Origin of the sequence: Leptothoe sp. LEGE 181152 (genome assembly GCF_032906605.1) — a bacterium.
Classification (GTDB): Bacteria; Cyanobacteriota; Cyanobacteriia; order Phormidesmidales; family Phormidesmidaceae; genus Leptothoe; species Leptothoe turfae.
The window spans coordinates 33527-59196 of sequence record NZ_JASATU010000027.1; the positions used below are offsets into that span (position 1 = coordinate 33527).

Below are 25670 nucleotides of genomic sequence, written 5' to 3' on the forward strand. Positions count from 1 at the left end.
TTGGATCATTGCCTGGTAAACTCGGCATTATTGGTGGCGGTGTCATGGGAGAAGCACTGCTGTCTTGCCTGCTCTCTAAGAGGATGTATACACCGGATGCCATTTTGGTGTCTGATTTATCCCATGAGCGGAGACAGTTGCTCATCGAACAGTATGACATCCGCACTACCCATAGTAACCGTGAGGTCATTGAGCATAGCGACGTCATTGTTTTAGCGACCAAGCCACAAGTTTTTGACAGTGTCGCCAGAGATTTTTCAGGAATTGTTGTTAGTGAATCTCCTCTGGTTATTTCTATTTTAGCCGGGGTTTCAATTGTTCGATTAGAGCAAGCTGTTCCAGGATGGCCAGTTATTCGAGCCATGCCCAACACACCGGCCACCGTTGGTTGTGGGATGACAGCCATTGCTATTGGCAGTCGTGCTATTGCCGAGCATGTAGAAATCGCGCAACAACTTTTCAGCACTGTGGGTGAGGTTGTTCAGGTTGCCGAGCCACTTTTAGATGGCGTAACCGGACTATCTGGCTCAGGCCCGGCCTATGTTGCCATCGTAATTGAAGCCTTAGCGGACGGAGGTGTAGCCTCTGGTTTGTCACGCACAACTGCCAATAGGCTGGCTTTGCAAACAGTCCTGGGCACCGCTCAGTTATTACAAAAAACAGGCATGCACCCAGCCGTCTTGAAGGATAGGGTGACGAGCCCCGGCGGCACCACAATTTCTGGGATCGCCTGTTTAGAAGAACTAGGTCTGCGTTCAGCATTGATTGAAGCTGTGAGGGCAGCCAGTAGCCGGTCACGGGAACTGGGCAACCAGTAGGGGCATGGATCAATGCCCTGATTAACCCCTAACTATTGCCTAATTTTGGTTCTGTCCCTGCTAACAATCTAGAAATATTGCTGCGGTGGCGGATGATGACATAGATGCCCCCCAATAAGACCAACAATATAAACGGCAGTGGTTGGCCGGTTAAGAACATAAGTATTGGGGCCGCAGTCGCAGCAGAAATAGAGCCTAGAGACACTGTTCGCGAGAGGCCAAAAACAAGGCCAAAAACAGCTGCTGTCCCTAGGCCAACTGGCCAAGCTAAGGCAAGAATGACCCCAAGTCCCGTCGCTGCCGATTTACCCCCTGTGAAGTTCAACCATACGGAGCGACTGTGCCCCAAAATTGCCAGTAATCCTGCCAGGGTTTGTATCCATGTGGACAGAGTCAGGCTGTCACCAAACTGAGCCATCACAAACCGAGCAATTAAAACCGCAGTTAGGCCTTTAAGCAAATCAATCACAAGCACAGTGATACCGGCTTGTTTGCCCACGACTCGAAACACATTGGTGGCTCCGGTATTCCCTGAGCCATGTTCACGAATATCAATTCCTTTGAGTAGCTTTGCGACCACATATCCCGTAGGCAGCGATCCCAGCAAGTAGGCCAGTACCAATAAACCGACTGCAATCCACCAAACCATGAGTTAACCAGTCCTAAAAAACCAAACCCGATTTTAGTTTAGGGGGTTATGCACGTTTGGAAAACCACGCCCCATCATCCTTTTGTAACGGGTGAACCCTTGTGGCTACGGTAGGGGCAGTCGCCTTAATAGTAATAATCGTCCTGCGAAGGATTTGCCGGGTCTGGGGCAAACACTAACCATAGGGGAAACTGCAAAGCTGCCAATGGCAATTTATTTTCCGATTCATCAATAATGAGCATCGGTAAATAGCCATTATCCATCAAGCGCTCAGCACGCTGCACCATAGGCTCAGGTACCTCAAACAGCATGAGCCCTCGATTAGAACCAAAATCAGCTCGTGATATGCCGAGGCAGTCTTGGAGCCAGCGTCGCCATTCTCCTAGACGTTCAGGGGTATTGGCCAGCACCATAGTGCATAGGCGGTCGCCATAAATGGCATAGAGTGCCGATATGGCTGCCGATGCCACCACCACATTTTGCAAACGACTGCCTAAACTTTTGACCGCCCCACGTCCTCCCTGGGTAAAAAACCAATTAGACACCCGGTCCGCATGGATGGTTTCAAAGGTGCGGCGCAGCTGCCAGGGGGGGCCATAGTAATCGGGTCTGGTGCGATATTGGTCAATGAGGCTGCGTACCCGCTCTCGCTGCTCTTCAAATCGCTGAATAGAAAACGCCGTGGTGGTTATATCTGGCGCTTCAGGGGCTGGACGCTGCTGTGCAGGCGGCTGGCGTGCCATCGGCTCAGCCGCCTGCGCCGTTGGAGCCAGCTCTAATTGTTCAGCAGATGTGGCTAAATCTTGGAGGCTACCCACCAAATAATCCTTAAACCCTTGGAGACGCACCGCTAAATCTTGGGATGCACCAGCAAAGGAGGTGCGCATTTCTGCCTGGATGCGATCGCGACGTCGTTCTAGCTGTTCAATCTCTTTCTGTAGTGTCTGACGGCGCTGCTCTAAATCCTGTAATCCCGCCTGTACCAATCGAGCCACCTCAGCCTCTGAACTACGACTTGATGACGTGCGCAAAGGCGCTAGGGGACTATCCTTAGGTTGCTTGGGTGACTCAGAAAACTCTTCAGTCGGCATGGTAGTTAATGGACTTCTTCTTCGATCTTTAGTTAATCGCAGTGGCTCTCTGACTACTGATTTAACCCCACAGGGTCGCAATGCTGTTGGAGCTGATCAACGAGTTCCCCAGCGTTAAATACCATAGGTAAAAAGTGAATACTCTTCACCTCGCGAAAGTAGAACAAAATTGGAACCGCCGACCAAAAGACCTGCCAAGCTTGCCAGTCAGCATAGGGAAACCGCCGCAAAATAGTTGTCCCTCGACATACCTGTAATTCCGTGTCCGTAAACGTCAGCCTTATCACCGTCGTTTGTACTATGAGGAACATTCCCAATAGGGCGATCACAAGCCCACCTATAGCTTGAATAGGGGCTACACACAGACCCATTAAAAGAATTGACAGGGATAGACGGTAGTCTGGACGTAAGGTAGTGGCGACAGATGAAGCTGGAGAGAGCGTTGCCATGGTAGAGCCAGGGTACAGTTATTGATTGGAGACCTTACCCTACTTTACCGACAAGTGCTCTGACAGCTATAAAACTAAAGGTTTGGCATTACAGCTCAGCACGAATTGTAAAGGAATAATCCCCACCAGGCTCTAGTTGATAGTCAAACCGTTCTAAAAATCGTCCCAGCGGCTCCTGAATCAAGGCCCGTCCTAACGACGGTTCCACGGTCAGATGGCCACCGCGAAATTTCCATTGAAACTGCCAGGCAAATTCATTAGCATTGACTTCGCCTTCGAGTTTGCCTTGTTGCCAGGATTGATACGTGATGCGCACATGGGCAGTGGTTTCGGGTAAACGTTGGGCAGTCACAAGAAAATTATGCAAAAGAGGCCTTAAAGTTAAGATAGCTACCTCTTTGCGTTAGAGCTACCCTCCCATGCAGAAAAATTAGATACGGAGAGGATGGCAGACTGTTCAAGACAGAGCTAAAGGCGGTAGCCTAAAGGATATCGATTAGCTCGGATGCTGAACGTGACCCCGGTTTCTAACAACCTTACTTCCCCACAGAGACGCACCAAAAAGGTTGGCATCATATATAACGATGTCAAACCTGTCGCCTGTCAGGTCACTCAAGAGTTAAAGGTCAGACTTGAAGCGTACGGTTGTCAAGTAGCCACAGCAACAGGATTAGGTGGACTACTTGGCTATGCCAATGCCAATAAACCAGCTAAGTTCATTCCCATCGAGTCATTGGTGCCTAAAGACTTTGATGACGCCATGGACTTTGCCATTGTGCTGGGTGGTGACGGCACAGTACTGTCAGCGTTTCGCCAGGTGGCACCAGCAGGTATTCCCTTGTTGGCGGTGAATACAGGACATATGGGGTTTTTAACGGAAACGTATCTTAATCAGTTACCCCATGTACTGGAGCAGGTGCTAGCGGGCAATTACCAAGTGGAAGATCGCACGATGGTAGCGGTGCAGTTAGTACGGCATAACCAACCTGCTTGGGAAGCCCTGTGCCTCAATGAGGTCGTACTCAACCGTGAGCCACTCACCAGCATGTGCCATTTTGAGGTCACCATTGGTCGCCATGCGCCGGTTGATATTGCCGCTGATGGCATCATCATTTCCACACCAACCGGGTCTACCGCCTATTCACTTTCAGCCGGTGGCCCGGTGATCACGCCAGGGGTATCGGTGTTACAGTTGATTCCCATTTGCCCCCATTCGTTGGCAGCACGTGGCCTGGTCTTTCCCAGTGCTGAAAAGGTCATCGTGTCTTCGGCAAACCCAGATCCTCTGGTGATGGTGGTTGATGGCAATGCTGGTTGCTATGTCGCCCCTGGCGATCGCGTTTGCCTACGGGAAGCAAAGTATCCAGCAAAGTTTATCCGTCTAAAGGATCCAGAGTTCTTTAAGGTTTTGCGGGAAAAGTTAGGCTGGGGACTGCCCCATATTGCTAAACCCACATCGGTGGAACTGCCGTAGTCACGAATACGCAATGCAATTGCTACAAGTATTTCCACAAGGTTTAAGGAAATAAGCCTCTGTTCTATGTATAGTTAACAGTTCTCTTGCCTGTGTGGTCTATGGCTACTGACAATTCTGACCCATCAAACGTGAGTGGACCTGAAAAAATTAATCGGGGTGGGCGTGGTCCACTAAGGGCTAATCAAAGGGCCAATCAAAAGACTGTATGGCTTTGGTTGGGGGCCAACGTCTTGGGATTTGCGATCGCCACACCCCTTAGCTTTTTGATGAACGTATCGGCTCAGTACTTTGAAGCGCTTTACATCGCGGGTTTGATTGTTGGTGCTGTGGTTGGTCCTCTACAGGCCCTCGTCATGCAGCGGCTTTTACCCAGGCTAAAAATGTGGCGGTGGGTGACCGCCAATATTTTTGGTAGCTATTTAGGGTCCTGGGTTGGCCTATTGGTATTTGGGCTGATTGTGATGTTGCTTCAATTTTTCAACAATTTGCCCGATCCTGGCGATATTGTCACCTTAGTCTTAACCATTGCCATCTACAGTGCCGTCATCGGCATGTGCGTCAGTATTGCCCAACTTTGCAGCCTACCGAGTCAGGTACAGAATGTGCGACAGTGGTGGATCGCCAATTTCCTGGGCAGAATCTTGGGCTGGGTAAGCGCCAGTCTAGTGGGCTGGTTCGTTTTTGCCGTCACCGGCACAGAGAATTTTTTAGTAATTTGGGGAGCCCTTTTAGGAGCCGTGGGTGGGGCAGTCTATGCAGGGGTGACCACTAAGGCCCTACTCAATCTTCAGCCCAATGCTGTGAAAACTTAACCCAACGTTCTCTCAACCCTTCTTGGCCAAGACAATGGGTACTCGTTCTACAGATAGTCGTTCTACAGATAGTCGTCTCATAGATACGATAGGTCAGATATTGATCCTAGCCTATCAAGAAGACACTGAGCAATTGTCATCCTTTCTAGGCACTACAGGCTGTCATGTTGAGGTGCTACGGCAGATGCATCGTTCAGAGTACAAAAACTACTCTCGTAGCTATCTGTGTTTACTCAATCACCGTAAAGCTTGGGAACAAGCACTGCTATCAGAAAAGCCCACCCTGATTGTCGAAGCGGATTTTGTACCGGTTGCCAACTTTGCCCAGCTGCCGTCACCGTTTGACCCTAACGATAAACATCTGGGTATTGCCTGGCTCTATACCTGTGCATCGCAGATCTATACCATTACCGATCAAGGGTATGCCCAGGGGTATTCAACTGCGATGGTGGCCTATGTCATTACTAAGCAAAGTGCTTGGAGGCTGATCGAGTTAGCTGAAATGGTTAAGGCAGACCCTGGTCCAGAAACCTATACTCCCTGGGATTCAGGCATTGAGTATTATTTGCGCGATCGCAACTTCCACAATTATGTTCCCTGGCGCAATTATGGCGAACATGGTGGCATCCCCAATCCTGAACATCAGCAAAACAATCTCAGCACCACCCATCGTGCCGATGTGCTCTATGGTCCTTTAGCTTTTGAACCGGGTTATGGAAACGTGCTACAAGAACGCACCTATGGACGCGTTAAAGGGTTGGGGCGTTTGTTGCTTAATAAGTATTTACGAGGTCCTGTGCTGAGTGGTTCGACACATCCAGGGAGGCTGTTGAGATTTGCCTTGAGTCGGCAGTTTACCTTAAGGCTTTAAAGAGGTTTGAGTGGTTAGTTATTGGTTATTGGTTGTTGGGGGCTCCGTTTAAGTTGGGAAACTCTGGATAGGTGGGGAGTCGGGAGTCAACTACACTATGGGGCTGACTGTTAGAATGATGGTTCCCTTTTTTTTAATGTTTGGGGCTGTCATGGGTTGCGCGACTGTGTAGGTGTTTGCTGTGGCAGGCTGAATCAAGGGGGGTGAAAAGCTTTGTCAGAGCCAATTAGCGGCTTTTTGCTTGTCTTTGGGATCCGCGCAAGGGCTGGAAGGCTTATTAATTCAATGTTTTGTAGGATTAAGGTAACTTGAAGAAGTGCACATTTATTGGGCTGAGAACTATAATGGGTTAGGTTCGCGCAAATGTACCTTGAAAACTAAATGCAGCCAACGTTTCAATGGGCTGCCGTCACAATCAACCACTTCCCCTCACGGGGATTGAAACCACTTCTGCACTGCTTGGGTCAGAGTTGAGCCACGTCACAATCAACCACTTCCCCTCACGGGGATTGAAACATTTTGCAAACTCTCATCATGACATTTCAGCTCGTGTCACAATCAACCACTTCCCCTCACGGGGATTGAAACGGGTTACCTGATCCCTGGAAACCACAATTGGAAAGTCACAATCAACCACTTCCCCTCACGGGGATTGAAACCTATAGTACGACATACATCAGGTTACTTTGGGTAGTCACAATCAACCACTTCCCCTCACGGGGATTGAAACGGATGCTGTCACGACCCCCACCCCCGAACGACTGTGTCACAATCAACCACTTCCCCTCACGGGGATTGAAACCGGATCTAGCATGATTCGAAGATTAGCCGCCGCGCTTAGGTCACAATCAACCACTTCCCCTCACGGGGATTGAAACCGCTGGGAATCTAGCCTCAACACGAGTATTCCAAAGTCACAATCAACCACTTCCCCTCACGGGGATTGAAACATCTTGCGATCAAGCGTTTCCTTGAATTCAAGGAGTCACAATCAACCACTTCCCCTCACGGGGATTGAAACCAGTAGAGACTGATACATCCGGATCATCGTTAGGGGTCACAATCAACCACTTCCCCTCACGGGGATTGAAACTGTGCAGAAATTGATCCATCACTCCGAGGGCTCTATCAAGTCACAATCAACCACTTCCCCTCACGGGGATTGAAACCTTAGGGCATTGCCCCCCTTGCCCATAGAAAAGCGTCACAATCAACCACTTCCCCTCACGGGGATTGAAACACCGTACCAAGCTCATAGCCAGTATCATTGTCATGTCACAATCAACCACTTCCCCTCACGGGGATTGAAACTAGACTTTGTTGCTAGTTCAGAGAGTATCTGATCGTCACAATCAACCACTTCCCCTCACGGGGATTGAAACGATCAGATGCGGGAGTTCCAAGAAGCGTGGGACGAGTCACAATCAACCACTTCCCCTCACGGGGATTGAAACCATATTTAATCGTGTATTTCTGTATCAATTCTGGTCACAATCAACCACTTCCCCTCACGGGGATTGAAACTATGCACCCGTTGGTTACCTCGACCTGTGTTGAGGCTGGCTGTCACAATCAACCACTTCCCCTCACGGGGATTGAAACTGTTCAGCATTCAAAGATAACCCGCTAGACGCTTGAGGTCACAATCAACCACTTCCCCTCACGGGGATTGAAACCACCTGTGATTCTGATTGAGCACATAGGTTTGACCGTTGTCACAATCAACCACTTCCCCTCACGGGGATTGAAACTCCCTACGGTCTCTATCTGGGCAGGGGCGCTTAATGTCACAATCAACCACTTCCCCTCACGGGGATTGAAACCAGGATCAAGGCAAGAATAAATCTAAGGTTTACTCGTCACAACTAACCACTTCCCCTCACGGGGATTGAAACGACGTGTCTTTGAGGTAGACTTCTAGTTTTTTCGCGTCACAACTAACCACTTCCCCTCACAGGGATTGAAACAAATGATTAGTATCGGAACAACAAGGGAATTGCGCAGGTCACAACTAACCACTTCCCCTCACGGGGATTGAAACTCTAGTGATTTGCGTTTCTCTTCTAGTCGGGTGTAGTCACAACCAACCACTTCCCCTCACAGCTACGGTGTACATACAAGTATTGGAAACTAGCGGTTTCGATTGCCTAACCCCCTCTAACTCCCCCTAAAGCCCTCCAGGCATGGGCTAAAGCCTAAGGTAAGGGGGAGGACTGGAGTTTTCCCCCTTACCAACTACGGTGTATACACATCTAAAAAATAATGTCCCAAAAGGTAGGCCTGTCCTTGAATTGGCCCTCATCCTAAATCCTTCTCCCTGGGGGCGAAGGAGTTTGAGGCTAGGCCCCCCTTCTCCCTCAGGGAGTAAGGGGTTGGGGGATGAGGGCTCGAAATCTAGAGCTAGCTCTCCGACTTATGTATACACGGTAGCTTACCAAGGGGGGATTAAGGGGGGTAATGCAGAATTTTGAGCCCTCTTTCGAAATGTATATACCGCAGCCTTACCAAGACGATTAAGGAAAGTAATGCAGAATTCTGAACTCTCTGCCGAGATGTGTGTACACCGTAGCCCTAAAGCCCCCTATTCGAACCCCCTTACACCGTCGCATCCTGACCAGTCATTTTCCTAACAATCAGTTGAATACCCAACAAAAACAAACCAACGGCAGTCAAACCAAACACACCAGCACCCAAAGCAACAATACCAGCCACCAGAGTCCGCACCGCCACCGAAATATTCAAAACAATCGTATTATCAGATAGCACCGGCTTAGCAGCAAAAGCCGTAACAATAGCCACCATCATGCGATAACACAGAACACTAAGAGTACCCGCCAAAAAAGAACCACTAAAGCAACTCAGCGGCGACGTCGATTTCTTACTACTCTTCGTCACCTTATCGTCACCGCCCGATTTCTTTAACGATTCAGCCATCGCCTTTACCTAAATCCTATTCCTATCTTACTGCCCCATTGCCCATCGTCCACCGACTTAGATCTCCCCACAAACCAGCACCGCCCCGCTGACCTCCTCACCATGTAAAAACTGATATAAAATACCAATCCACTCATTCCCCTTTGTTTTTATGCCCCGCCCCCGTAAACGGTTTGGCCAGCACTGGCTACGTGATCCTCAGATTTTGAATCAGATTTTAGCGGCGGCAGAACTATGCGACACCGACCGAGTATTGGAAATTGGCCCTGGTCAGGGCGTACTAACTAAAGGACTGGTGCCCTTTACCCAGGCAGTGGTGGCCGTCGAGGTCGATCGAGATCTGGTGCGTCAGCTACAGCAACAGTTTCAGGCATCGGAGCGCTTTCATTTAATTGAAGGGGACTTTTTGGATGTGGACCTAGCAGCAGCCCTCGCTGACCACCCAAATTTTCAATCTCCCAACAAAGTCGTTGCCAATATTCCGTACTACATTACGGGACCTATTCTAGAAAAGCTGCTGGGCCAGATTCGTCAGCCTAATCCCCAACCCTACGACTCAATTGTGCTGCTAGTGCAAAAAGAGGTAGCCGAACGCCTGTACGCTGAGCCCGGCACTAAAGCCTTTAACGGTCTATCGGTGCGCATACAGTATTTAGCAGAGTGTGAGCTGATTTGCCCCGTGCCCGCCAAGGCATTTAAACCTGCACCCAAAGTAGACTCCGCCGTTGTTCGCCTGCGACCACGCACATTTCCAGTGCAAGCCAATAATCCAAAACTATTGGATACCTTAGTGAAGCAGGGCTTTTCTCAAAAACGTAAGATGCTGCGCAACAACCTGAAAAGCCTGGTAGACCGCGAGCAACTTACCAAAATTATGGAAACAATGGCCATTGATCCCCAGGTACGGGCAGAACAACTCAGCCTGGAGAAATGGATTAACTTAAGCAATCAGATTGGTACCTTAAATCCAGCAGAGCCAACCGCCTGATTTAATGGCCACGAGGTGCTAATCTGCTTGTGGCATCAACGTTTTGAGATCTTGCTGGGGTCTATGACAAGTTACACACTGCTGTCGGCTGCCAAGATTAATCTATATCTAGAAATCATTGGGCACCGGCCTGACGGATTTCATGAAATGGCCATGGTTATGCAAAGTGTGAACTTATGCGATCGCATCACCCTCACCAGTCTCCCCGCGGCCATTCGACGGCTACAGTGCGATCATCCTCAGGTACCCACCGATAACTCTAACCTCGCCCTTAAGGCCGTTGATCTACTGACCGATAAATTTCCAGAACTGGCAAATCGCGGTGTAGACATCACCATTGAAAAAAATATCCCAGTCGGAGCAGGATTAGCCGGCGGTTCTAGCAACGCTGCTGCCACGTTAGTGGGCTTGAATCTCTTGTGGAAACTGGGTTTAACCCAGATTGAACTAGAAGAACTCTCCGCCCAGCTAGGCTCAGATATCCCCTTCTGCATTCGCGGCGGCACCGCCATTGCCACCGGTCGTGGCGAAATCCTCGATCCCATTTCTAGCCTGACGGACCTATACGTTGTCCTGGCAAAGTACGAAAGTCTTTCCGTATCTACACCCTGGGCCTACAAAACCTATCGAGCAAATTTTAGCGATCGCTATGCCGATATTTCCGACAATGCCACCCTACAAGAACGGCAAAAGCGTGTCCATGCAGGCCCCATGGTTACCGCCATCACCCATAAAGATGGTGCTGCCATCGGCTCACATTTACACAATGACCTGGAGCGTGTGGTCCTCCCAGCCCACGATAAAGTCCAGCAGTTACGGGATTACATGGCCAGTTACGGCGGGCTGGGCACCATGATGTCCGGCTCGGGGCCGACCGTCTTTACCTTGACCTCTACCCAAGACGCTGCCGATGAGATTTTGCATAAAGTACGAGCAGCCCTACCTGATCCAGACTTAAAACTATGGTCCACCTGCTTTACAGCCACAGGCATTCGTTTAGAGTCTGAAACAAAAAATTAACCTACAGTCAGCAAGCTTTAGGGAAACGAAACATATCGGTAGAAGCCCGACAGTTGATTGATCCCGCTTATATACTGATGGCACCTGGCTCCATAGAGTTTGGAGTGTCAAGCAACTTCCTACGAAGTTAGGATGCAGAGTCATAGCAACTTTGAGGGTAGTCGCACTAATCTAGATATCAGGGTTTTGTTGGCACTTCGTCAATCCTTAACGTTTCCTATGTTCGTCCCTAGAGCTCACATCCATCAGATGAATCTCGTTTTTCGCTCTATTGACCTTGAAGCCCATGCCGAACTGTGTGTTCATTTTCGGCGTGACGCATTTGCCTGCAGTTTTGCAGATGGTGACCAACGATTTGCCTTAGAAGGTGGCGAACATGCCCAGGATTACCTCAATTGGCTAAGCAAGCGCATTAATGCCTGCCCCGAAAGCTGTGTTCATGTCTTTGATGGGCAGGAAATCATCGGCCAAATTGAGACAGAGCTGCGGGGCCAAGAAAAACTTGGCTATGTGTATTTGTTTTATCTAATTCCCAGCCGCCGCGGACAAGGATTTAGCGACCAGCTCCATGACTATGTGATGCAGCTATTTCAAGAAGTGGGCGTCATTCGTGCCCAGCTATCCGTCAGCCCGACTAACGAAAAAGCCATGAATTTCTACAAACGTCACGGCTGGCAAGACCTGGGGCTTAGACCAGGACACACTGACATTCACCTGATGGAACTTGCTATCGAAGCTGCTTAAACTTCTGTAACAACCCCTGGTCGATCTCAGGTTTGGGCACCCATAAAGCTGGAAAATACTGGGGATTTGATCAGAACCCCCCTCTATAAACAGTCATGCCCCGTTTATGGTCCTTGACCCCGGTGCTTTTGGGGGTGTGGTTAAGCAGCAGCCACACCAGCCATGCCCCAACACCCGCGATATCCCCCCAGCATGTGGATGCCGTGGTAGAACACCTCACCCGTCCTATGGATACCACTGAACAAGCAGAGCGAAACTCTCGCTTTGTCGGTGTCCAAATGACCACCTGCCCGATTCAGGTCACGGGGTCAGCGGAGCAGTACGGTATTTACCTATATCAAGAGCAGGCGCTGACGGCACATATAGAAAGTCCTTATAGGCAACGTTTTTTGTACATTACCCTCAGCAAAGATGCCACGCGGGTTGAGTCACACACCTTCAAACCGCCTATTCCAGAGACATGGACCGGTCTTTGCCAGCAGGCCACCCCATCGATTGACACCCATGCCCTGGGGGAGTTGGTCTGTGTGGTGTCCTTACGTCCCTCCACCTTAGGTTACGTGGGCAGCACGCCTACCGAAGGGTGTCCCGTAAATCTGCGGGGAGCCGTACGCCTGACCAACACCATTGTTTTACATCAAGATGGCATGGATACCTGGGATCGGGGTTTTGATGCTAACGGTGAACAAGTGTGGGGCGCGGAAGTAGAACCCTACCAGTATCGGTGGTTAGATGAATAACTGGTGGCAATGGCCAGTCTTTACGATCCACGGAGCGACCTACGCTATCGGAAATTGTCAGCGTTTTTCAACGGGCACCTGCGCTTTTTATAAAATCATCTTGAAGAATTGAGCAAACGCCGTCCGTATTTTAGACGATGAATATAATAATTCCAGTGCATATGAACACGTAGATTAGCATTACTGATGTGTGCAGGGTGCAGCTTGGCACTCGAATATGCGAGTATGTTAGCCTGCTGTTTGTATTGACACCTGACCTTTCCAAACTCAAATGGGTGCGGTTTTGCAGGCCATCTAACCAGCCACAGGTACTTTCAGCTAACTTAGCCAACTCTATCTCGGGAAAATTTCACCAACTTGGCCCGTTATGACCCTGAGTTTGAGTCTACCTGGGGATGATGTATCGAAAAGGCAACTTTTTGCATGATTAACCTGAAAAGTCGATTGATCTGGCTCACAGAGACGGTGGCGATGGGTACAGGACTGCTTGTGTTACTAGCTTGGGTCTTTGACTGGCTAATCTAAAGGACTTCCATCAACTCAATACAAGGCTTTCATCCCAGGTGATAAACCACCTGGGATCGATTTTTATAACGTGCCTGAGTTAAATCAACTCAGATTAGCCATAGCATGTATGCAAAAAATCGATGATTGTTCCTGGGGCAGTTACGATAGCCTTGGCAGTAAGATCCGTACTGCTCTTTTCAGAGCAGTCATCAGTTGCTATGAATCTAGGGAAAATCAAGCTCTCACAGTTGCGCGCTTTGGTTGCGCTCGCAACCACCCAAAACTTTAGTGAAGCAGCCCTAGAGCTAAACCTGAGCCAGTCCACCATCAGTCACAGTATTGCCGCTCTGGAGTCGGAGCTGGGCGTCATTGTGGTCAATCGTGGCCGTCATGGAGCTAGCCTGACGCCCGTTGGTGAAACGATCTGTGCCAAGGCCCAGCAGATGCTACAAAGTCTGGACGACATTGGCCAGCTGGCTTCCCAGGCACGGGGTGTAGAAGGCGGCCAGGTACGGATTGTGGCTTTTCGCAGCATGGCTAGTAATGTATTGCCGAGTGCGATCGCAAAACTCCACACCACCTATCCCAACATCCAGGTCACCATTACTGAAATGGATGAGCTGAGGGAATTTCAGCAAGCTTTAAGTGAAGGAAAAGCTGATATCTCCGTAGCCGAACTGCTGCCGGAGAATGACTTTGAAACCTTGCCAGTGATCAATGATCCCTGCATCGGTCTGGTGCCATCGAGCTATTCCATTGAGTCCCCTCAGCTCACCTGGGATCATCTAAATAAATATCCTTTGATTACCTCAGTCCATGGCAGCTGCACCCATCGCATCAATCGAGTCCTAAAGCAGGTGTTACCTCCCATTGAGGCAGAGTATCGCGTGCGCACTGACAGCACGATTGTGGGCATGGTCAACCAGGGCTTAGGCATTGGTATTTTGCACAAACTATCAGCCCACCCAATTCCTAAAAATGTGCGGGTCATGCAGCTACCCTTCAAAGTTTTTCGCCCCCTAGGCGTGTCATGGCCTAAAGATGCCCTATTATCGCCAGCGGTTTATGCGTTTTTAGATGTATTTAAAGCCCTTCAGCTAGAAGCTCCAGCCGCCTAAGCCTGGGGTCGCTGTCGACTGAGCGTATTCATCCACATAAACAACCCGGTAATGATTAGGGTGAGTAACCCTACGGCATTCAGAATGGGGTAGATAACTTCCAGGTTAATGGTGCCAAACTTGCCACGATGCAAATCTAGCAGCCATAGAAAATCCTCAGCACGGTTAGCCACAGCAGCAAACTGAAAGGCAGTGCCGGTTGTGAGAGTAATCAGCAATGGCAGCACCATAAACGGCACAAGAGCACGATGGAGCTGACGAATTTGGTAGGCCTTCATGAACGAGTCGCACGATGTAGCTGCTTTCTGAGTGTGATGAGTAACCAGGGGAAAATCAAGATCAAACCCAATAGAACTTCGCCAGGACCAATAGGCAAACTAGTCAGCGAGAACGTTGTGTAGAGGGACTGTGGTGCATCAGCTTCTTCAGATTCTGTAATTGGCTCCCCTGTCATATCCTCGGCATGACTTTCTGAAGCAGAACCACTAGAGCCCACTGACTCTGGCTCAGCGGTGACTGGCTCTGCTGGAGTCGTCTCTTGCGGTTGACCATGGATCACACCATTATGAGCCATGACTGGCGGCACCCTCGGTAGACCAATCGCTAAGGTACTAACTGTTGTGATTGTGTAACTAGCATGGGCCATTAGCAGTTCGTTTGGTTTTTCCTAGGGTCAACATCGGACTATTCACTTTAGGATAAAGCCTCTAGTCAGATAACGGATCAAGCCCACAACACTCCATATCGAGAACTCTATATTTAACTGTAGGGTTTATGATCGGATTAATTCGTTAGGAACATTGGCCATGGCTGTCCGGTTAAGAATCGGTGAGGTCGCAAAGCAGACAGGTCTTGCTGTCGGTGCACTACGTTATTACGAAAACCTGGGTTTATTGACATCAGATCGTGGTGATAACGGCTATCGCTATTACTCTCCTGATGCTGTGCATCAGGTGCAGTTTATCAAGAAAGCCCAGGCCATTGGTTTCTCCCTAGAAGAGATTGGCGAGGTATTGAATTTGCATGAGAGAGGGGATACCCCTTGTGGCTTAGTGCAATCTCTTTTGCAGGATAAAATTGATCAGTTGGAGACTCAAATTCGACAGATGACAGAGTTTAAAGCTGAGTTGGAAGACTATCGCGATCGCTGGGCATCGACTCGGCCACAACCGGCTCCGGGGGATATTTGTCCCTTGATTGAGACAGTTAGTTTAAGGGGATTGCGTAAAAATAAAGATCCTGGTTGAGACGGTGGATGGGTGGATTGTTTAAGCGTAAACGCCTAAGTTCGTAAAGCTGTTCTGTTTTCTAGAAATAACAGCATTTATCCTATGCAGATAATTTGACAGCATTGAGGCTAACTGCTGCTGCAACAATACACAATAGTTACTAAGATTACTCCCCATCTCGCTAAAATAAGACTAACTCAAACTGTCTGACTCATCACCTATGCCAACTCCTTACTCTCCCCAGGTCGCCGCTAAAGAACCCTTTCTTGGAACCATTAGGGAGTTAGTTAGGGCATATCAAGCCTTTGCCAATTACTCCGAGGGCTTTGTCAGAAAACACAACCTCACCCCATCACAGTTCGACGTCATTGCCACCTTAGGCCATGCCCAAGGCATGAGTATGGGCGCTATCGGTGAAAAAACCCTGATTACAAAAGGGACTCTGACAGGTGTGGTTGATCGCCTGATCAAGAAAGGACTCGTCACCCGTAAGACACCTCCCGAGAACCGGCGTAGTGTTATCGTCCAACTCACTCCTGACGGCGAGGCCCTATTCGACCAGGTATTTCCGGCTCACATTGCCGATATGAAACAGCACTTTGTATCCTTTAATCCATCAGAGCTAGAGCTGTTAAAGGTGTTACTCAATCGGTTACGTCAGACCTTCTAGCTGCCTCTGACGTTTTGCGGATCTATTGCCGCGAGCTATATCAGTTAGAGGGAGACTGGTGCAATATCGAGCATGGGAAACAACTCTACTATGCAGGTCTGCCTGAGCTAAATCCCAGTGGTATTGTTCCCGTTGGACCCAGGATTGATTTTGCGCAGGTCCATGATCGTGACTTGATACGTTAGCGCTAGTGCGATCGCACCTATCTGCCCCGAAAACCTATCTGTCCCGAAAACAGTGCACCCTTATGTGAGAAAACACCTAAACGGGGTTACCGGTTCTATCAATTTGTAAATCACGTATCCATCTGCTAAAGGTTTTCAGGGAAAATACATAGGCTGGTCATATTCTAGACTAGCCAGCCTCCTAACCAGTCTCCTGAATTTACGAGTGTCTGAGAAAAATATTCAGACAATAAGCCCATGGGTGATTTGAATAGAACGTCTTGGATTCCAGCAGCTCAGCGGGCTGGAATAGCCATGGGTGCCTTGGTATCTACTGTTGCGATCTTAGGACAAATGCCTCGGGGGCAGGCCCAACTCATACCCGATACCAGTTTAGGTGCGGAAAGCTCGACGGTGATTCCCGGTGTGACCATCAACGGAGCAGTGGCAGACCGCATTGATGGCGGTGCAGAACGTGGCAGCAATCTATTCCATAGCTTCAGCGAGTTTAATATTGATGCGGGGCAGCGGGTATATTTTGCCAATCCCGAGAGTATTGACAACATTCTCAGCCGAGTCACTGGGACCAATACTTCTAATATTGATGGACTGCTGGGGGTTGACGGTCCTGCAAATCTGTTTTTCTTAAATCCCAATGGCATTGTTTTTGGTCCAGGGGCAGAGTTGGATATCCATGGCTCATTCACCGCGAGTACAGCAGCAAGTCTGCCGTTAGCCAATGGAGGAGAGTTTAGGGCAACACCCTTAAATAATGAACTGCTCACCTTTAGCACACCATTGGGGGTACAGTTTAATCATCAACCCCAAGGAGATATTGATAACCAGGGAGATTTAACCGTTGATGCCGGTGAACGCCTTACCCTGTTTGGAGATAACGTACTCAACAGTGGCTCCTTAACAACTCCGAGTGGCACTGTGGAAGTGATCGGCAATCACGTGAGTCTGGCAGATCAGGCCACGATCGGCGTATCTGGACAACAGGGGGGACAGGTACTGTTGTCCGCTGATACTGTTGATTTATCCTCGGGTTTGATTGATATTTCTGGCACGGTCACAGGGGGAGACTTGGCAGTTTATGCTGATAAAAGTCTCACCCTTGGGGTAACTGTAGATGCGGCTGGCGGTGGCCATGCTCTGTTTGACCCGCCTACGTTCACTGTGAATGCTGAAGGAGCCAATACCATTGTATCGACCCTAGCAGGCGGCAATGCGACAATCAGCGCATCTGACACCATCAACATCAATGCTGTTGTTAACAGTAATGACCAAACCAATGCCAATACTCTCACCTTAGATGATGAGAATGGAGATGGTCGCTTAGCCATTAATCTCAATGCGCCCATTCTCTTGGGTGCAAACCAAACCCTGACAGGCGATGGTAGCACCGTCAACGTTAATGTCACTAACCCAGGCATTGTGCAAAATGGGGTAAATGTTGCAGCAATAGATGGCACCGTTAACCTGGCAGCGGGTAATTACCAAGAAGGGCAACCAGTGACTCTCAATCGGAATGTCACACTATCAGGTGCTGGAGCAGGAAGCACCACGTTGAATGGTGCCAATGTCCATAGAGTCCTGCAAGTTAATGGTGGAACGGTTAGGGTCTCTGACCTTACTATTACTAATGGTCGTGTCCAAGCAGGCAGCGGTGGCGGTATTCAAGTTGGCGGCAATGGTAACTTTACCCTGGCCAATAGTACGGTTGCCAATAACACGGCTACCGGTGTCGGTGGGGGGATTTCCCTGGTCGGAGCTGCGGATGTTGGTTTTGAAAACAGCACCATTGCCAATAATGCAGCCACAGGCAATGGGGGTGGAGTGGATATCAACTTTGCACCGGGTGGCTTTGAGCTAACTGTTAATAACAGTACTTTTAGTAATAATAGTGCTGGGGGAGGCGGTGGGGGTTTTTCCCTCGGCTCGAACAGTAGCCTTAACCTGAATCAGAGCACCGTCACAGAAAATATCGCTAGTTCAGGCAGCGGCATTTCCAATATTTTTGGGGGTCAGGCAACGGGTCGCAATTCTATTGTCACTGGCAACAACGGTGGTAACATTAACGGCACCTTTACCAATGGTGGTAATAACCTCATTGACGTCGGCGTACGTTTAGCTCCCCTGGGAGATTATGGTGGTCCGACCCAAACCCATGCCTTGCTACCCGGTAGCGTAGCCATTGATAGCGGCAGTGGGACGGGCACTGATCAGCGTGGTATTGCCGTTGTTAATAATACCCGCGACATTGGTGCCTTCGAATCCCAAGGGTTTACCATTACCGCTAATACTGCAAGCACCCCACAGACCACCAATATTGATCGGGTATTTGCCAATCCTCTAACTGTAACCGTAACCAGTGCTTTTGGTGAGCCTGTTGAAAATGGCATTGTTGTATTTACAGCACCTGAAACTGGAGCTACGGCCATCCTTAGCAACCCTACGGCTATCCTGAACAACGTTGGACAAGCGAGTGTCACGGCCTCAGCAAATGCAATTACAGGGAATTATGCGGTTACCAGCAATATTCTGAATACTAGCGATGTGGCTACGTTTAATTTAAAGAATTCATTGTTCAACAATATAACCGTAGATATTTTGGCTGACGAGAATGATAACAACTTTACCGTTGGCGATGTTTCTTTAAGAGAAGCGATTACGATTGTCGAAGATGGCGGGACAATTGAATTCACATCTACCTTAAGTAATGGGACAATCATCCTCGGTTCTGGGCAGTTAACCCTGGATCGTAATCTGACCATTGATGGAGCAGGTGCTCCTAACCTTGAGGTTAGTGGTAACAATGAGAGTCGGGTATTTGACATCCAGGGCAGCGGCAATACAGCCACGATTCAAAATCTTAGAATAACCAATGGCAATGCTGATCTAGGCGGAGGACTTCGGGTTGGCCGTGGTAATCGGTTGGTTTTGGGTAACAGTCGTGTGGAGAATAATGCAGCCACAACAGCGGGGGCTGGCATTTATAGTGAAGGGACACTACAGATTTCTGGAAGTACAATTACAGATACACTTACTCTCAACGCTGGCGCAAATGACATCATCCTTGATGGCCCTAATAATCAATTTGGCACCCTAGAACTCACGGGTAATAACGTCACCATTCAAGAAAGTTCAGATACGGATCTGGGTCCGTCGACTGTCAGCGGGACTCTAGAGGTGACTTCAAGTGGTTCGATTACGGATAGTGGGGATATTGCGATCGCAAACACCACAACCCTAATTGCCAACAACAATATTATCCTTGACAGTGAGAACAATCGATTTGGCCTGCTCAACCTCACAGGCAATAACGTTCTTATTCAAGAAAATGGTACGGCCAGCTTAGGAGAAACCAATGTTCCAGGGGATCTCACCATGATCGCCAGGGATATTAACATCGGCCCTGGATTCTCTGTAAATGGCAATTTATCACTACAGCCTTACCAGAGAGATCAAGCAATTACGATTGGGTCAAATGCCCCCCCTGGTCTATTCACTATTGATCCAACCGAAATTGAGCAGATCAATACCACTGCCCCCAACACCATCACCATTGGCAGGTCATCCGGTGAGGGCATCCTCAATGTGGCAGTGAATGGTACCGATCCGTTTGATTCCCCGTTAACATTACAGTCTCCTGAGGGGGCTGTCGCAATTACATCAGGTGCTCAGCCCCTATCGCTGAGCGATGTAGTGGTGGAGGCCCGTAATATCTCATTAACGGCAATCGGCAATATTAGTTTAGCGAACATTCAGCTGCTGGGTAGCCCTCCAGCCGGCAGTATCATCAATATCGATACTGGGTTAAGCCAGACCCAGATCAGATCGCTCATTTTAGAAGGCTCAGGGGGGATTAATGCCCCCCTGGGATTCGTCAACATTTTCACCGATATTATTGATGCGACCGGAGCCAATAACCAGGATATTGTTACGGGAGCCGTCACCATTACCTCAACGTTTGCTCAAACGCTAGACAACATTTTTGTGCGAGACTCACTCACCGCTGAAAACGACATTATCTCCACCGGCTTTGCCCAAGATCCGTCTGGATTTAACCCTGCGGAAGGCATTAATGAGCTTCCGCTTAACTTCTCCGATGCGTCTGATCAAATTGCAGCAGACTGTCGTGCTAATGCTAGTAGTACAGACCAAAGTGAGTTTGTGGTTACAGGTCGAGGGGGTCTTCCGACTAGCCCTAGCGATCCACTGTCCGCACATCTCGATACTGTTCCCTGGGTCACTTCACCAGAAACAGATCTCCCATCATCAACCATCTCCACCGCTCCCATGGAGTCATCCTCACCCACACCTCTACGCGAAGCTCAAGGCTGGATCACCCAAGCCAATGGTCAGATTTTCTTCGTCACCACTCCACCCACAGAACCATCACCTTACGCATCTGGTATACCGACTGCCAGCCTCTGCGCAGCAGACATTGATTCATAGAACCCTTGTTTGCTTAGCTCTTCCCTATATTCTCCATATTCTCTGAACAATATCTGAACAATATATGTGCCATGCTCATCTATCAAACACGTACCCTCGGCACAAATAGAACGTTTGTAATACACAAAGATTTAAACAGTTTTCGACTAGCCTTCATTGCCCTCGCCATAGTGCCATGCATAGGTACCCCTGCTTGGGGCCAAATATCGCCTACTAACGCACGACTCTCAAACCCCGAGGTACTGACCCAAAATCCATCACCCACCAATCCACCCACCCTGCGAGATCAAGATGTCATCCCTCGCGACACCGAACCATTTCGTGATCTAGAGCCTGCTGCCCCACTGCCGCTACCAGGGGAGCTATTGCCCAGAATTGACACATCTCCACCAGATGACACGTTCTCGGGTAGTACTGAAACACTTTGTGTCAAAGGTTTTCAGGTAAGAGACAGCACCGTTTTTGAAAAGGATGAGCTAAATGATGCCATTGAAGTAGCCTTTGCAGAAGATGCAACCATTCCAGCAATCGACGCATCGGTTGATTGCCAGGGCGGACGACAGCTCACCTTTTCTCAGATATTACTTGCCCGCTCAGCTGTGACTCAGTTGTATTTGGATAATGACTACGCTACTTCTGGAGCCATCATTCCGGCAGATACTCCGTTTATCAATGGCATTGTCACCATTCAAGCCGTTGAAGGCCGGTTAGAAGATATTCGAGTTACTGGTAATGAACGTCTTCAATCAGCCTACATTAGTAGCCGGTTGGGCATCGCCGCCCGCCCGCCCCTAAACGTAGCCAACCTATTGGCAGGTCTACAGTTATTACAGCTCAACCCACTGATTGAAACCATTCGCGCCGATCTACAGGCCGGGACAACCCCCGGCACCAATTTGCTCGTGGTGGAAGTCGCCGAAACCGATAGCTCCTCGTTCACGGTCAACTTCAATAATAATCGCTCCCCGAGTGTGGGCAGCTTTCGGAGAGGAATCAGCTTTCAAGAAACCAATCTGCTAGGGTTAGGCGATGCCCTTGCTCTGGGCTATTCCAATACGGATGGCAGCAACGAATTAAATGGTAGCTATAGCCTGCCCATCAGCCCTTACAACACCACCCTCACCGCCGCCGCAACGACATCCTTTAATGAGGTAGTCGAATCTCCATTTGAAGTGCTGGAGATTAGCTCAGAGTCGAGTAACTATAGCCTCGCCCTGCGGCATCCCATTATTGAAACCCCTGAGCACCAATTTGACTTGGAGTTGAGCCTATGGCGGCAGTTTAGCCAGACTGAGCTAGGCATTGATGATATTGGCCCATTTCCCTTATCAGACGGTGCCGATGATGAGGGGCGTACGGTAACCTCGGCCCTACGGTTTGCCCAAACCTGGACCCAGCGGAACACCAAGCAGGTGGTTTCGTTGCGATCGCAATTTAACCTTGGTCTCGGTAACTTTCTCGATGGCACCCTCAATAGCGATCCAGAGCTTCCCGACAATTCTTTTTTCTCCTGGCAAGGCCAAGGCCAATGGGTACGACGTCTGGGGGAGAATTCCCTTGTTTTATTGCGGGGGAGTGTTCAGCTCACCGATGATAATCTGCTGTCATCAGAAGAGTTTGGCTTAGGAGGACAGGCGACCGTACGCGGCTATCGTCAAGAAGAACTGTTAACGGATCGAGGCGTCCAAGCCTCTGCCGAAGCCCGATTTCCCATTCTACGCATCGCCAAAGTAGAGGGTGTCTTACAAATCACTCCATTTGTGGATTTTGGCCATGGCTGGAATGTAGATGGAGAAAATCCCGACCCCAATACCCTGGTGGGTATCGGCACAGGCTTTCTCTGGCAACAGCCTAACGTGAGCGCCCGTTTAGATTGGGGCATTCCTTTAATCTCAGTTTCAGATGGTAATGATAGTTTGCAAGAAAGCGGTGTTTATTTTTCCATTAGCTACTCTTTTTTATAGAGGCTATTAGAGCGTGTTCCTCAGACCTGTTGTAATGAGTTGAGAAGCGATGGCCATGGCAAATCTGCGATACGTACTCATTGGTTGTTTGATCCTATGGCTAACCCTAGGCACAGGACGCACCGCCGCCCAAATAACAGTTAATGGGAACAGCGAACAGGGAGTCATCAACTGCACTATTCCCGACAGTGATTTATCCCTGTCCCAGGCTCAAACCTTCTACGAATCAGGCTGCTATAACGCTGCGGCCACTGTTCTAGAAACGGTCAGTCAACAGGGCGACTCGATCAACCAAGCCATTGCCCTGAGTAACCTCTCTCTAACCCATCAACAGCTGGGTAATTGGCAGCTGGCTACTGACGCCCTGAAAATGGCGTTTGAGCGTATCGAGGTGTCCAATGCTGACCATCAAGCGGCTATTCAAGCCCAGGCTTTAGACGTGCAGGGACAGTTGCAACTGGCTAGGGGCCAAGCTGCGGCAGCGGCCACCAGTTGGGAACAAGCAGCCCAACTCTATACCCAGCTCGATCAACCCAACCGGGCAGCTCTAAGCCAGATTAAACAGGCCCGTTCGCTCCAAACCCTGGGCCTATTTCAGCAGGTCAAGAGGATCCTGGTGGATGTGGCAAAATCTTTGCGGGAGCAACCAACCTCAGACGGGAGCGAGAAGGCGATCGCATTGCGTCAGCTAGCCGATGTTTTATCGATGACAGGTGCCTCAGAAATCTCTCTCCATAAGAGCGACTCTTCTAACGAACAACAAACACGCTCAGTGCAATCTTTGCTTAAAGAGAGTTTAAACATTGGTCGAGAGTTAAATCGAACAGATATTACAGCCGCTGCGACATTAAGCTTGGGCAATTTTTATCGTCACCAATTTTTTAAAGATATTAGTCAACCTACCATTGACCATCAGAAAGCGTATAAAAATTTCTCAAACACCCTATTCATCTATGACCAGGTGATCAATGAGACGAGTAATCGTCCATTAGCATTGCAAGCGCTTCTCAATCAGCTGAGTTTCAAGGTTAATGCTGATATTTATGACTGGTTGTCTGAGGCTAAAGGGTTATCCACAGATCAGCAGCGCGAGTTACAAACAGCGCTGGAGCCAACAGCATTGCAAACGTCCTATGACACCGCTAAGACGCAGCTCAGCATCCTTAGGCCCGGAAGACAGACGGTCTACGCCCATGTAAACCTGGCAGAGAGCTTACTAAAATGGCAACAAATGAAATGGCAACAGAATCAGCCATTGGCCATTGATGGCACAGAAATCTTAGCCCTGCTAAAAACTGCAGAAGCCCAGGCGAGACAGCTAGACGATAAACGTGCCCTATCCTCTGTTTTGGGTCATCAAGGCCAGCTTTATGGACTGTATAGTAAAGATTCTCAAGAGCCTTGGCAAAACGCCTATCTAGAAACCGCCACCATTCTGACACGGCAGGCCCTATCCCAAGCCCAAGCCATCGGGGCTCGGGATATTAGCTATCAGTGGCAGCATCAGCTGGGGCGATTGTTAACGGCACAAGGGGATAGAGACGGTGCGATCGCAGCTTACAAAGGTGCCTTTGACACGCTGCAAACTCTCCGCTCTGATTTGATCGCCGTCAATTCCGATCAGCGCTTTTACTTTAGGGACAACATTGAACCCATCTATCGTGAATTGGTAGCGCTGCTTTTACCCCCTACCAGGTCTCAGCAAAGCAAAGCTAATGCTGATGGGGTTCAGTCTCAACAAGATTTGGACCTGGTGCGAAAGGTCATGGATGCCCTACAGGTGGCAGAACTGGAGAACTTTTTCCAAGCTGCCTGTGTCGACACCACAACTGAACTAGGTAAAACCCTACAGCCAGGAGATGCAGGCATATACCCAATTTTGCTCGACCACCGGTTAGAAGTGGTCTTGCAGCTGCCCATGGTCGATAAAACGGTCCAGCAGGCCAACACGACATCAGAACTAACCGAGGATTATACCCTTCAACGTTTCTCCAGCAATGTAGAGAAGGCAGATATTGAACAATTACTAAGTCAAATTCGCAGAAATTTAGATTCCTCTAATCCGGGAGCAGTGCGACAATTTGAACGTGCTAGTGAACGGCTGTACACCTACCTATTTGAAGCCACTGAGATTGGCCCCCAGACAAAGCCTCAAACCCTGGCAATCGCCTTGGAAAATGCTTTAGCTAACAGCTCATCTAAAACACTGGTTTTTGTTTTAGACGGTCCGTTTCGAGCCATTCCCCTCGGGACTTTGTACGATGGTGAGAACTATTTGCTTGAGAAATATGCGATCGCACTCAATCTAGGCATTGAAGTACGAGAGTCAACCACGTTACCCAACGGTGCCGACTTAAAAGTTCTAGCCGCTGGTGTAAGAAACCCACCCATCCCATTTGAAGACTATGTCCTCCCCAATGTCACTGCTGAATTAGAAAAAATCCAAACGAGTGGAGCCTCTGTCAAGCTATTGCAAGAAGAGGACTTTACCCGAGAGACCTTTAACCAGCAGTTAAATGATGCCAACTATCAGATTGTGCATCTCGCCACCCATGGTCAATTTGCCTCAAATCGAGAAGACACCTATATTTTGGCCGATGATGAACGCCTTCCAGTCGATGAATTAAATGCCCTATTTCGCAATACCCAAGCCATTCAAAACCCCATTGAGTTGATTATCTTTAGCGCTTGTCGTACGGCCACTGGTGATAATCGAGCCGTGCTGGGGTTGGCTGGAGCCACGGTGCAGTCTGGTGCCCGTAGTGCGATCGCTGCCCTATGGAGTGTAGATGATGCCGCCAGCGTCCCCTTCGCTGAGGCCTTTTATCAGCATCTAGAACAACCCGATACCAGTCGTGCCGTTGCTCTGCAACAGGCTCAGCTAACGTTAAAAGAGGAGTACACGACACCTAGATATTGGGCTCCCTATGTGCTGGTAGGCAGTTGGCGTTAGGTACAATCTCC

The 25670-nt window shown here is 49.2% G+C and carries 21 protein-coding genes and 1 CRISPR repeat array; of the genes, 14 read left to right on the plus strand and 7 right to left on the minus strand.

Translation table 11 applies throughout. The annotated features are described in order from the left end of the window. Positions 1 to 8 precede the first annotated feature (8 nt). On the plus strand, positions 9 to 818 hold the full coding sequence (gene proC, locus QGP82_RS15455) for a pyrroline-5-carboxylate reductase (RefSeq protein WP_163666281.1): 810 nt from the start codon (positions 9 to 11) through the stop codon (positions 816 to 818). A 28-nt stretch (positions 819 to 846) separates the two neighbouring features. Here the strand turns inward: proC and plsY are convergent, their stop codons facing one another. The 4 genes from plsY to QGP82_RS15475 all read right to left on the minus strand — a co-directional run bounded on the left by plsY (position 847) and on the right by QGP82_RS15475 (position 3359). Then, positions 847 to 1467 (minus strand): glycerol-3-phosphate 1-O-acyltransferase PlsY, encoded by a 621-nt coding sequence (gene plsY / locus QGP82_RS15460; RefSeq protein WP_163666279.1) that lies wholly within the window; start codon positions 1465 to 1467, stop codon positions 847 to 849. A 125-nt stretch (positions 1468 to 1592) separates the two neighbouring features. Next, a complete protein-coding gene (locus QGP82_RS15465) occupies positions 1593 to 2558 on the minus strand; it encodes a DUF3086 domain-containing protein (RefSeq protein WP_163666277.1) in 966 nt (321 codons plus the stop codon). 53 nt (positions 2559 to 2611) lie between these two features. Next, entirely contained in the window at positions 2612 to 3007 is a 396-nt protein-coding gene (locus tag QGP82_RS15470) for a DUF3119 family protein (protein ID WP_163666275.1), read from the minus strand. A gap of 88 nt (positions 3008 to 3095) precedes the next feature. Continuing rightward, positions 3096 to 3359 (minus strand): DUF3146 family protein, encoded by a 264-nt coding sequence (locus QGP82_RS15475; protein WP_006517471.1) that lies wholly within the window; start codon positions 3357 to 3359, stop codon positions 3096 to 3098. 153 nt (positions 3360 to 3512) lie between these two features. Between QGP82_RS15475 and QGP82_RS15480 the strand changes: the two genes are divergently transcribed. From QGP82_RS15480 to QGP82_RS15490, 3 genes are all read left to right on the plus strand, one after another. Next, the gene (locus QGP82_RS15480) at positions 3513 to 4481 is read left to right on the plus strand and encodes an NAD(+) kinase (protein WP_163702110.1); all 969 of its coding nucleotides are present in this window, start codon (positions 3513 to 3515) and stop codon (positions 4479 to 4481) included. 101 nt (positions 4482 to 4582) lie between these two features. Further along, the gene (locus QGP82_RS15485; protein WP_499060097.1) at positions 4583 to 5296 is read left to right on the plus strand and encodes a hypothetical protein; all 714 of its coding nucleotides are present in this window, start codon (positions 4583 to 4585) and stop codon (positions 5294 to 5296) included. A 34-nt stretch (positions 5297 to 5330) separates the two neighbouring features. After that, positions 5331 to 6167 carry an LPS biosynthesis glycosyltransferase gene (locus QGP82_RS15490; protein ID WP_499060098.1) on the plus strand — a complete coding sequence of 279 codons (837 nt, stop codon included), beginning with the start codon at positions 5331 to 5333 and terminating at the stop codon, positions 6165 to 6167. A gap of 408 nt (positions 6168 to 6575) precedes the next feature. Continuing rightward, positions 6576 to 8208: direct repeats of the CRISPR family, unit length 37 nt; unit sequence GTCACAATCAACCACTTCCCCTCACGGGGATTGAAAC. Positions 8209 to 8762: 554 nt separating this feature from the next. Here the strand turns inward: QGP82_RS15490 and QGP82_RS15495 are convergent. Continuing rightward, positions 8763 to 9101: a DUF3082 domain-containing protein gene (locus QGP82_RS15495; protein ID WP_499060100.1), complete on the minus strand. Its 339-nt coding sequence runs from the start codon at positions 9099 to 9101 to the stop codon at positions 8763 to 8765. Positions 9102 to 9252: 151 nt separating this feature from the next. On the opposite strand from QGP82_RS15495, the gene rsmA reads away from it, so the two are divergent. The 5 genes from rsmA to QGP82_RS15520 all read left to right on the plus strand — a co-directional run bounded on the left by rsmA (position 9253) and on the right by QGP82_RS15520 (position 14218). Further along, positions 9253 to 10089: a 16S rRNA (adenine(1518)-N(6)/adenine(1519)-N(6))-dimethyltransferase RsmA gene (gene rsmA / locus QGP82_RS15500; protein WP_499060102.1), complete on the plus strand. Its 837-nt coding sequence runs from the start codon at positions 9253 to 9255 to the stop codon at positions 10087 to 10089. A gap of 63 nt (positions 10090 to 10152) precedes the next feature. Further along, positions 10153 to 11109: a 4-(cytidine 5'-diphospho)-2-C-methyl-D-erythritol kinase gene (gene ispE, locus QGP82_RS15505; RefSeq protein WP_499060104.1), complete on the plus strand. Its 957-nt coding sequence runs from the start codon at positions 10153 to 10155 to the stop codon at positions 11107 to 11109. A 249-nt stretch (positions 11110 to 11358) separates the two neighbouring features. Further along, positions 11359 to 11853 (plus strand): GNAT family N-acetyltransferase, encoded by a 495-nt coding sequence (locus QGP82_RS15510; RefSeq protein ID WP_163668477.1) that lies wholly within the window; start codon positions 11359 to 11361, stop codon positions 11851 to 11853. 95 nt (positions 11854 to 11948) lie between these two features. Next, entirely contained in the window at positions 11949 to 12593 is a 645-nt protein-coding gene (locus QGP82_RS15515; RefSeq protein ID WP_163702102.1) for a chromophore lyase CpcT/CpeT, read from the plus strand. A 725-nt stretch (positions 12594 to 13318) separates the two neighbouring features. Continuing rightward, complete coding sequence (locus tag QGP82_RS15520) at positions 13319 to 14218, plus strand: LysR family transcriptional regulator (RefSeq protein WP_499060107.1); 900 nt, start codon at positions 13319 to 13321, stop codon at positions 14216 to 14218. On the opposite strand, the gene QGP82_RS15525 is transcribed toward QGP82_RS15520, so the two are convergent. Together QGP82_RS15525 and QGP82_RS15530 are read right to left on the minus strand one after the other, a co-directional pair. Then, on the minus strand, positions 14215 to 14496 hold the full coding sequence (locus QGP82_RS15525; protein ID WP_499060109.1) for a PepSY domain-containing protein: 282 nt from the start codon (positions 14494 to 14496) through the stop codon (positions 14215 to 14217). The two genes, QGP82_RS15520 and QGP82_RS15525, sit on opposite strands and share 4 nt — an antisense overlap. Beyond that, a complete protein-coding gene (locus tag QGP82_RS15530) occupies positions 14493 to 14864 on the minus strand; it encodes a hypothetical protein (RefSeq protein WP_499060110.1) in 372 nt (123 codons plus the stop codon). Before QGP82_RS15530 ends, QGP82_RS15525 begins: the two co-directional genes overlap by 4 nt. A 160-nt stretch (positions 14865 to 15024) precedes the next feature. Here QGP82_RS15530 and QGP82_RS15535 point away from each other — a divergent pair, with 160 nt between their 5' ends. From QGP82_RS15535 to QGP82_RS15555, 5 genes are all read left to right on the plus strand, one after another. Beyond that, on the plus strand, positions 15025 to 15465 hold the full coding sequence (locus tag QGP82_RS15535) for a heavy metal-responsive transcriptional regulator (protein WP_163668467.1): 441 nt from the start codon (positions 15025 to 15027) through the stop codon (positions 15463 to 15465). A 202-nt stretch (positions 15466 to 15667) separates the two neighbouring features. Beyond that, positions 15668 to 16117 carry a MarR family winged helix-turn-helix transcriptional regulator gene (locus QGP82_RS15540; RefSeq protein ID WP_163702098.1) on the plus strand — a complete coding sequence of 150 codons (450 nt, stop codon included), beginning with the start codon at positions 15668 to 15670 and terminating at the stop codon, positions 16115 to 16117. Positions 16118 to 16539: 422 nt separating this feature from the next. After that, positions 16540 to 20742 carry a two-partner secretion domain-containing protein gene (locus QGP82_RS15545; protein ID WP_499060112.1) on the plus strand — a complete coding sequence of 1401 codons (4203 nt, stop codon included), beginning with the start codon at positions 16540 to 16542 and terminating at the stop codon, positions 20740 to 20742. A gap of 71 nt (positions 20743 to 20813) precedes the next feature. Continuing rightward, positions 20814 to 22706, plus strand: coding sequence for a ShlB/FhaC/HecB family hemolysin secretion/activation protein (locus tag QGP82_RS15550; protein WP_499060114.1), 1893 nt, complete (start codon positions 20814 to 20816; stop codon positions 22704 to 22706). Positions 22707 to 22761: 55 nt separating this feature from the next. After that, positions 22762 to 25659, plus strand: coding sequence for a CHAT domain-containing protein (locus QGP82_RS15555; protein ID WP_499060115.1), 2898 nt, complete (start codon positions 22762 to 22764; stop codon positions 25657 to 25659). Positions 25660 to 25670: the final 11 nt, after the last annotated feature.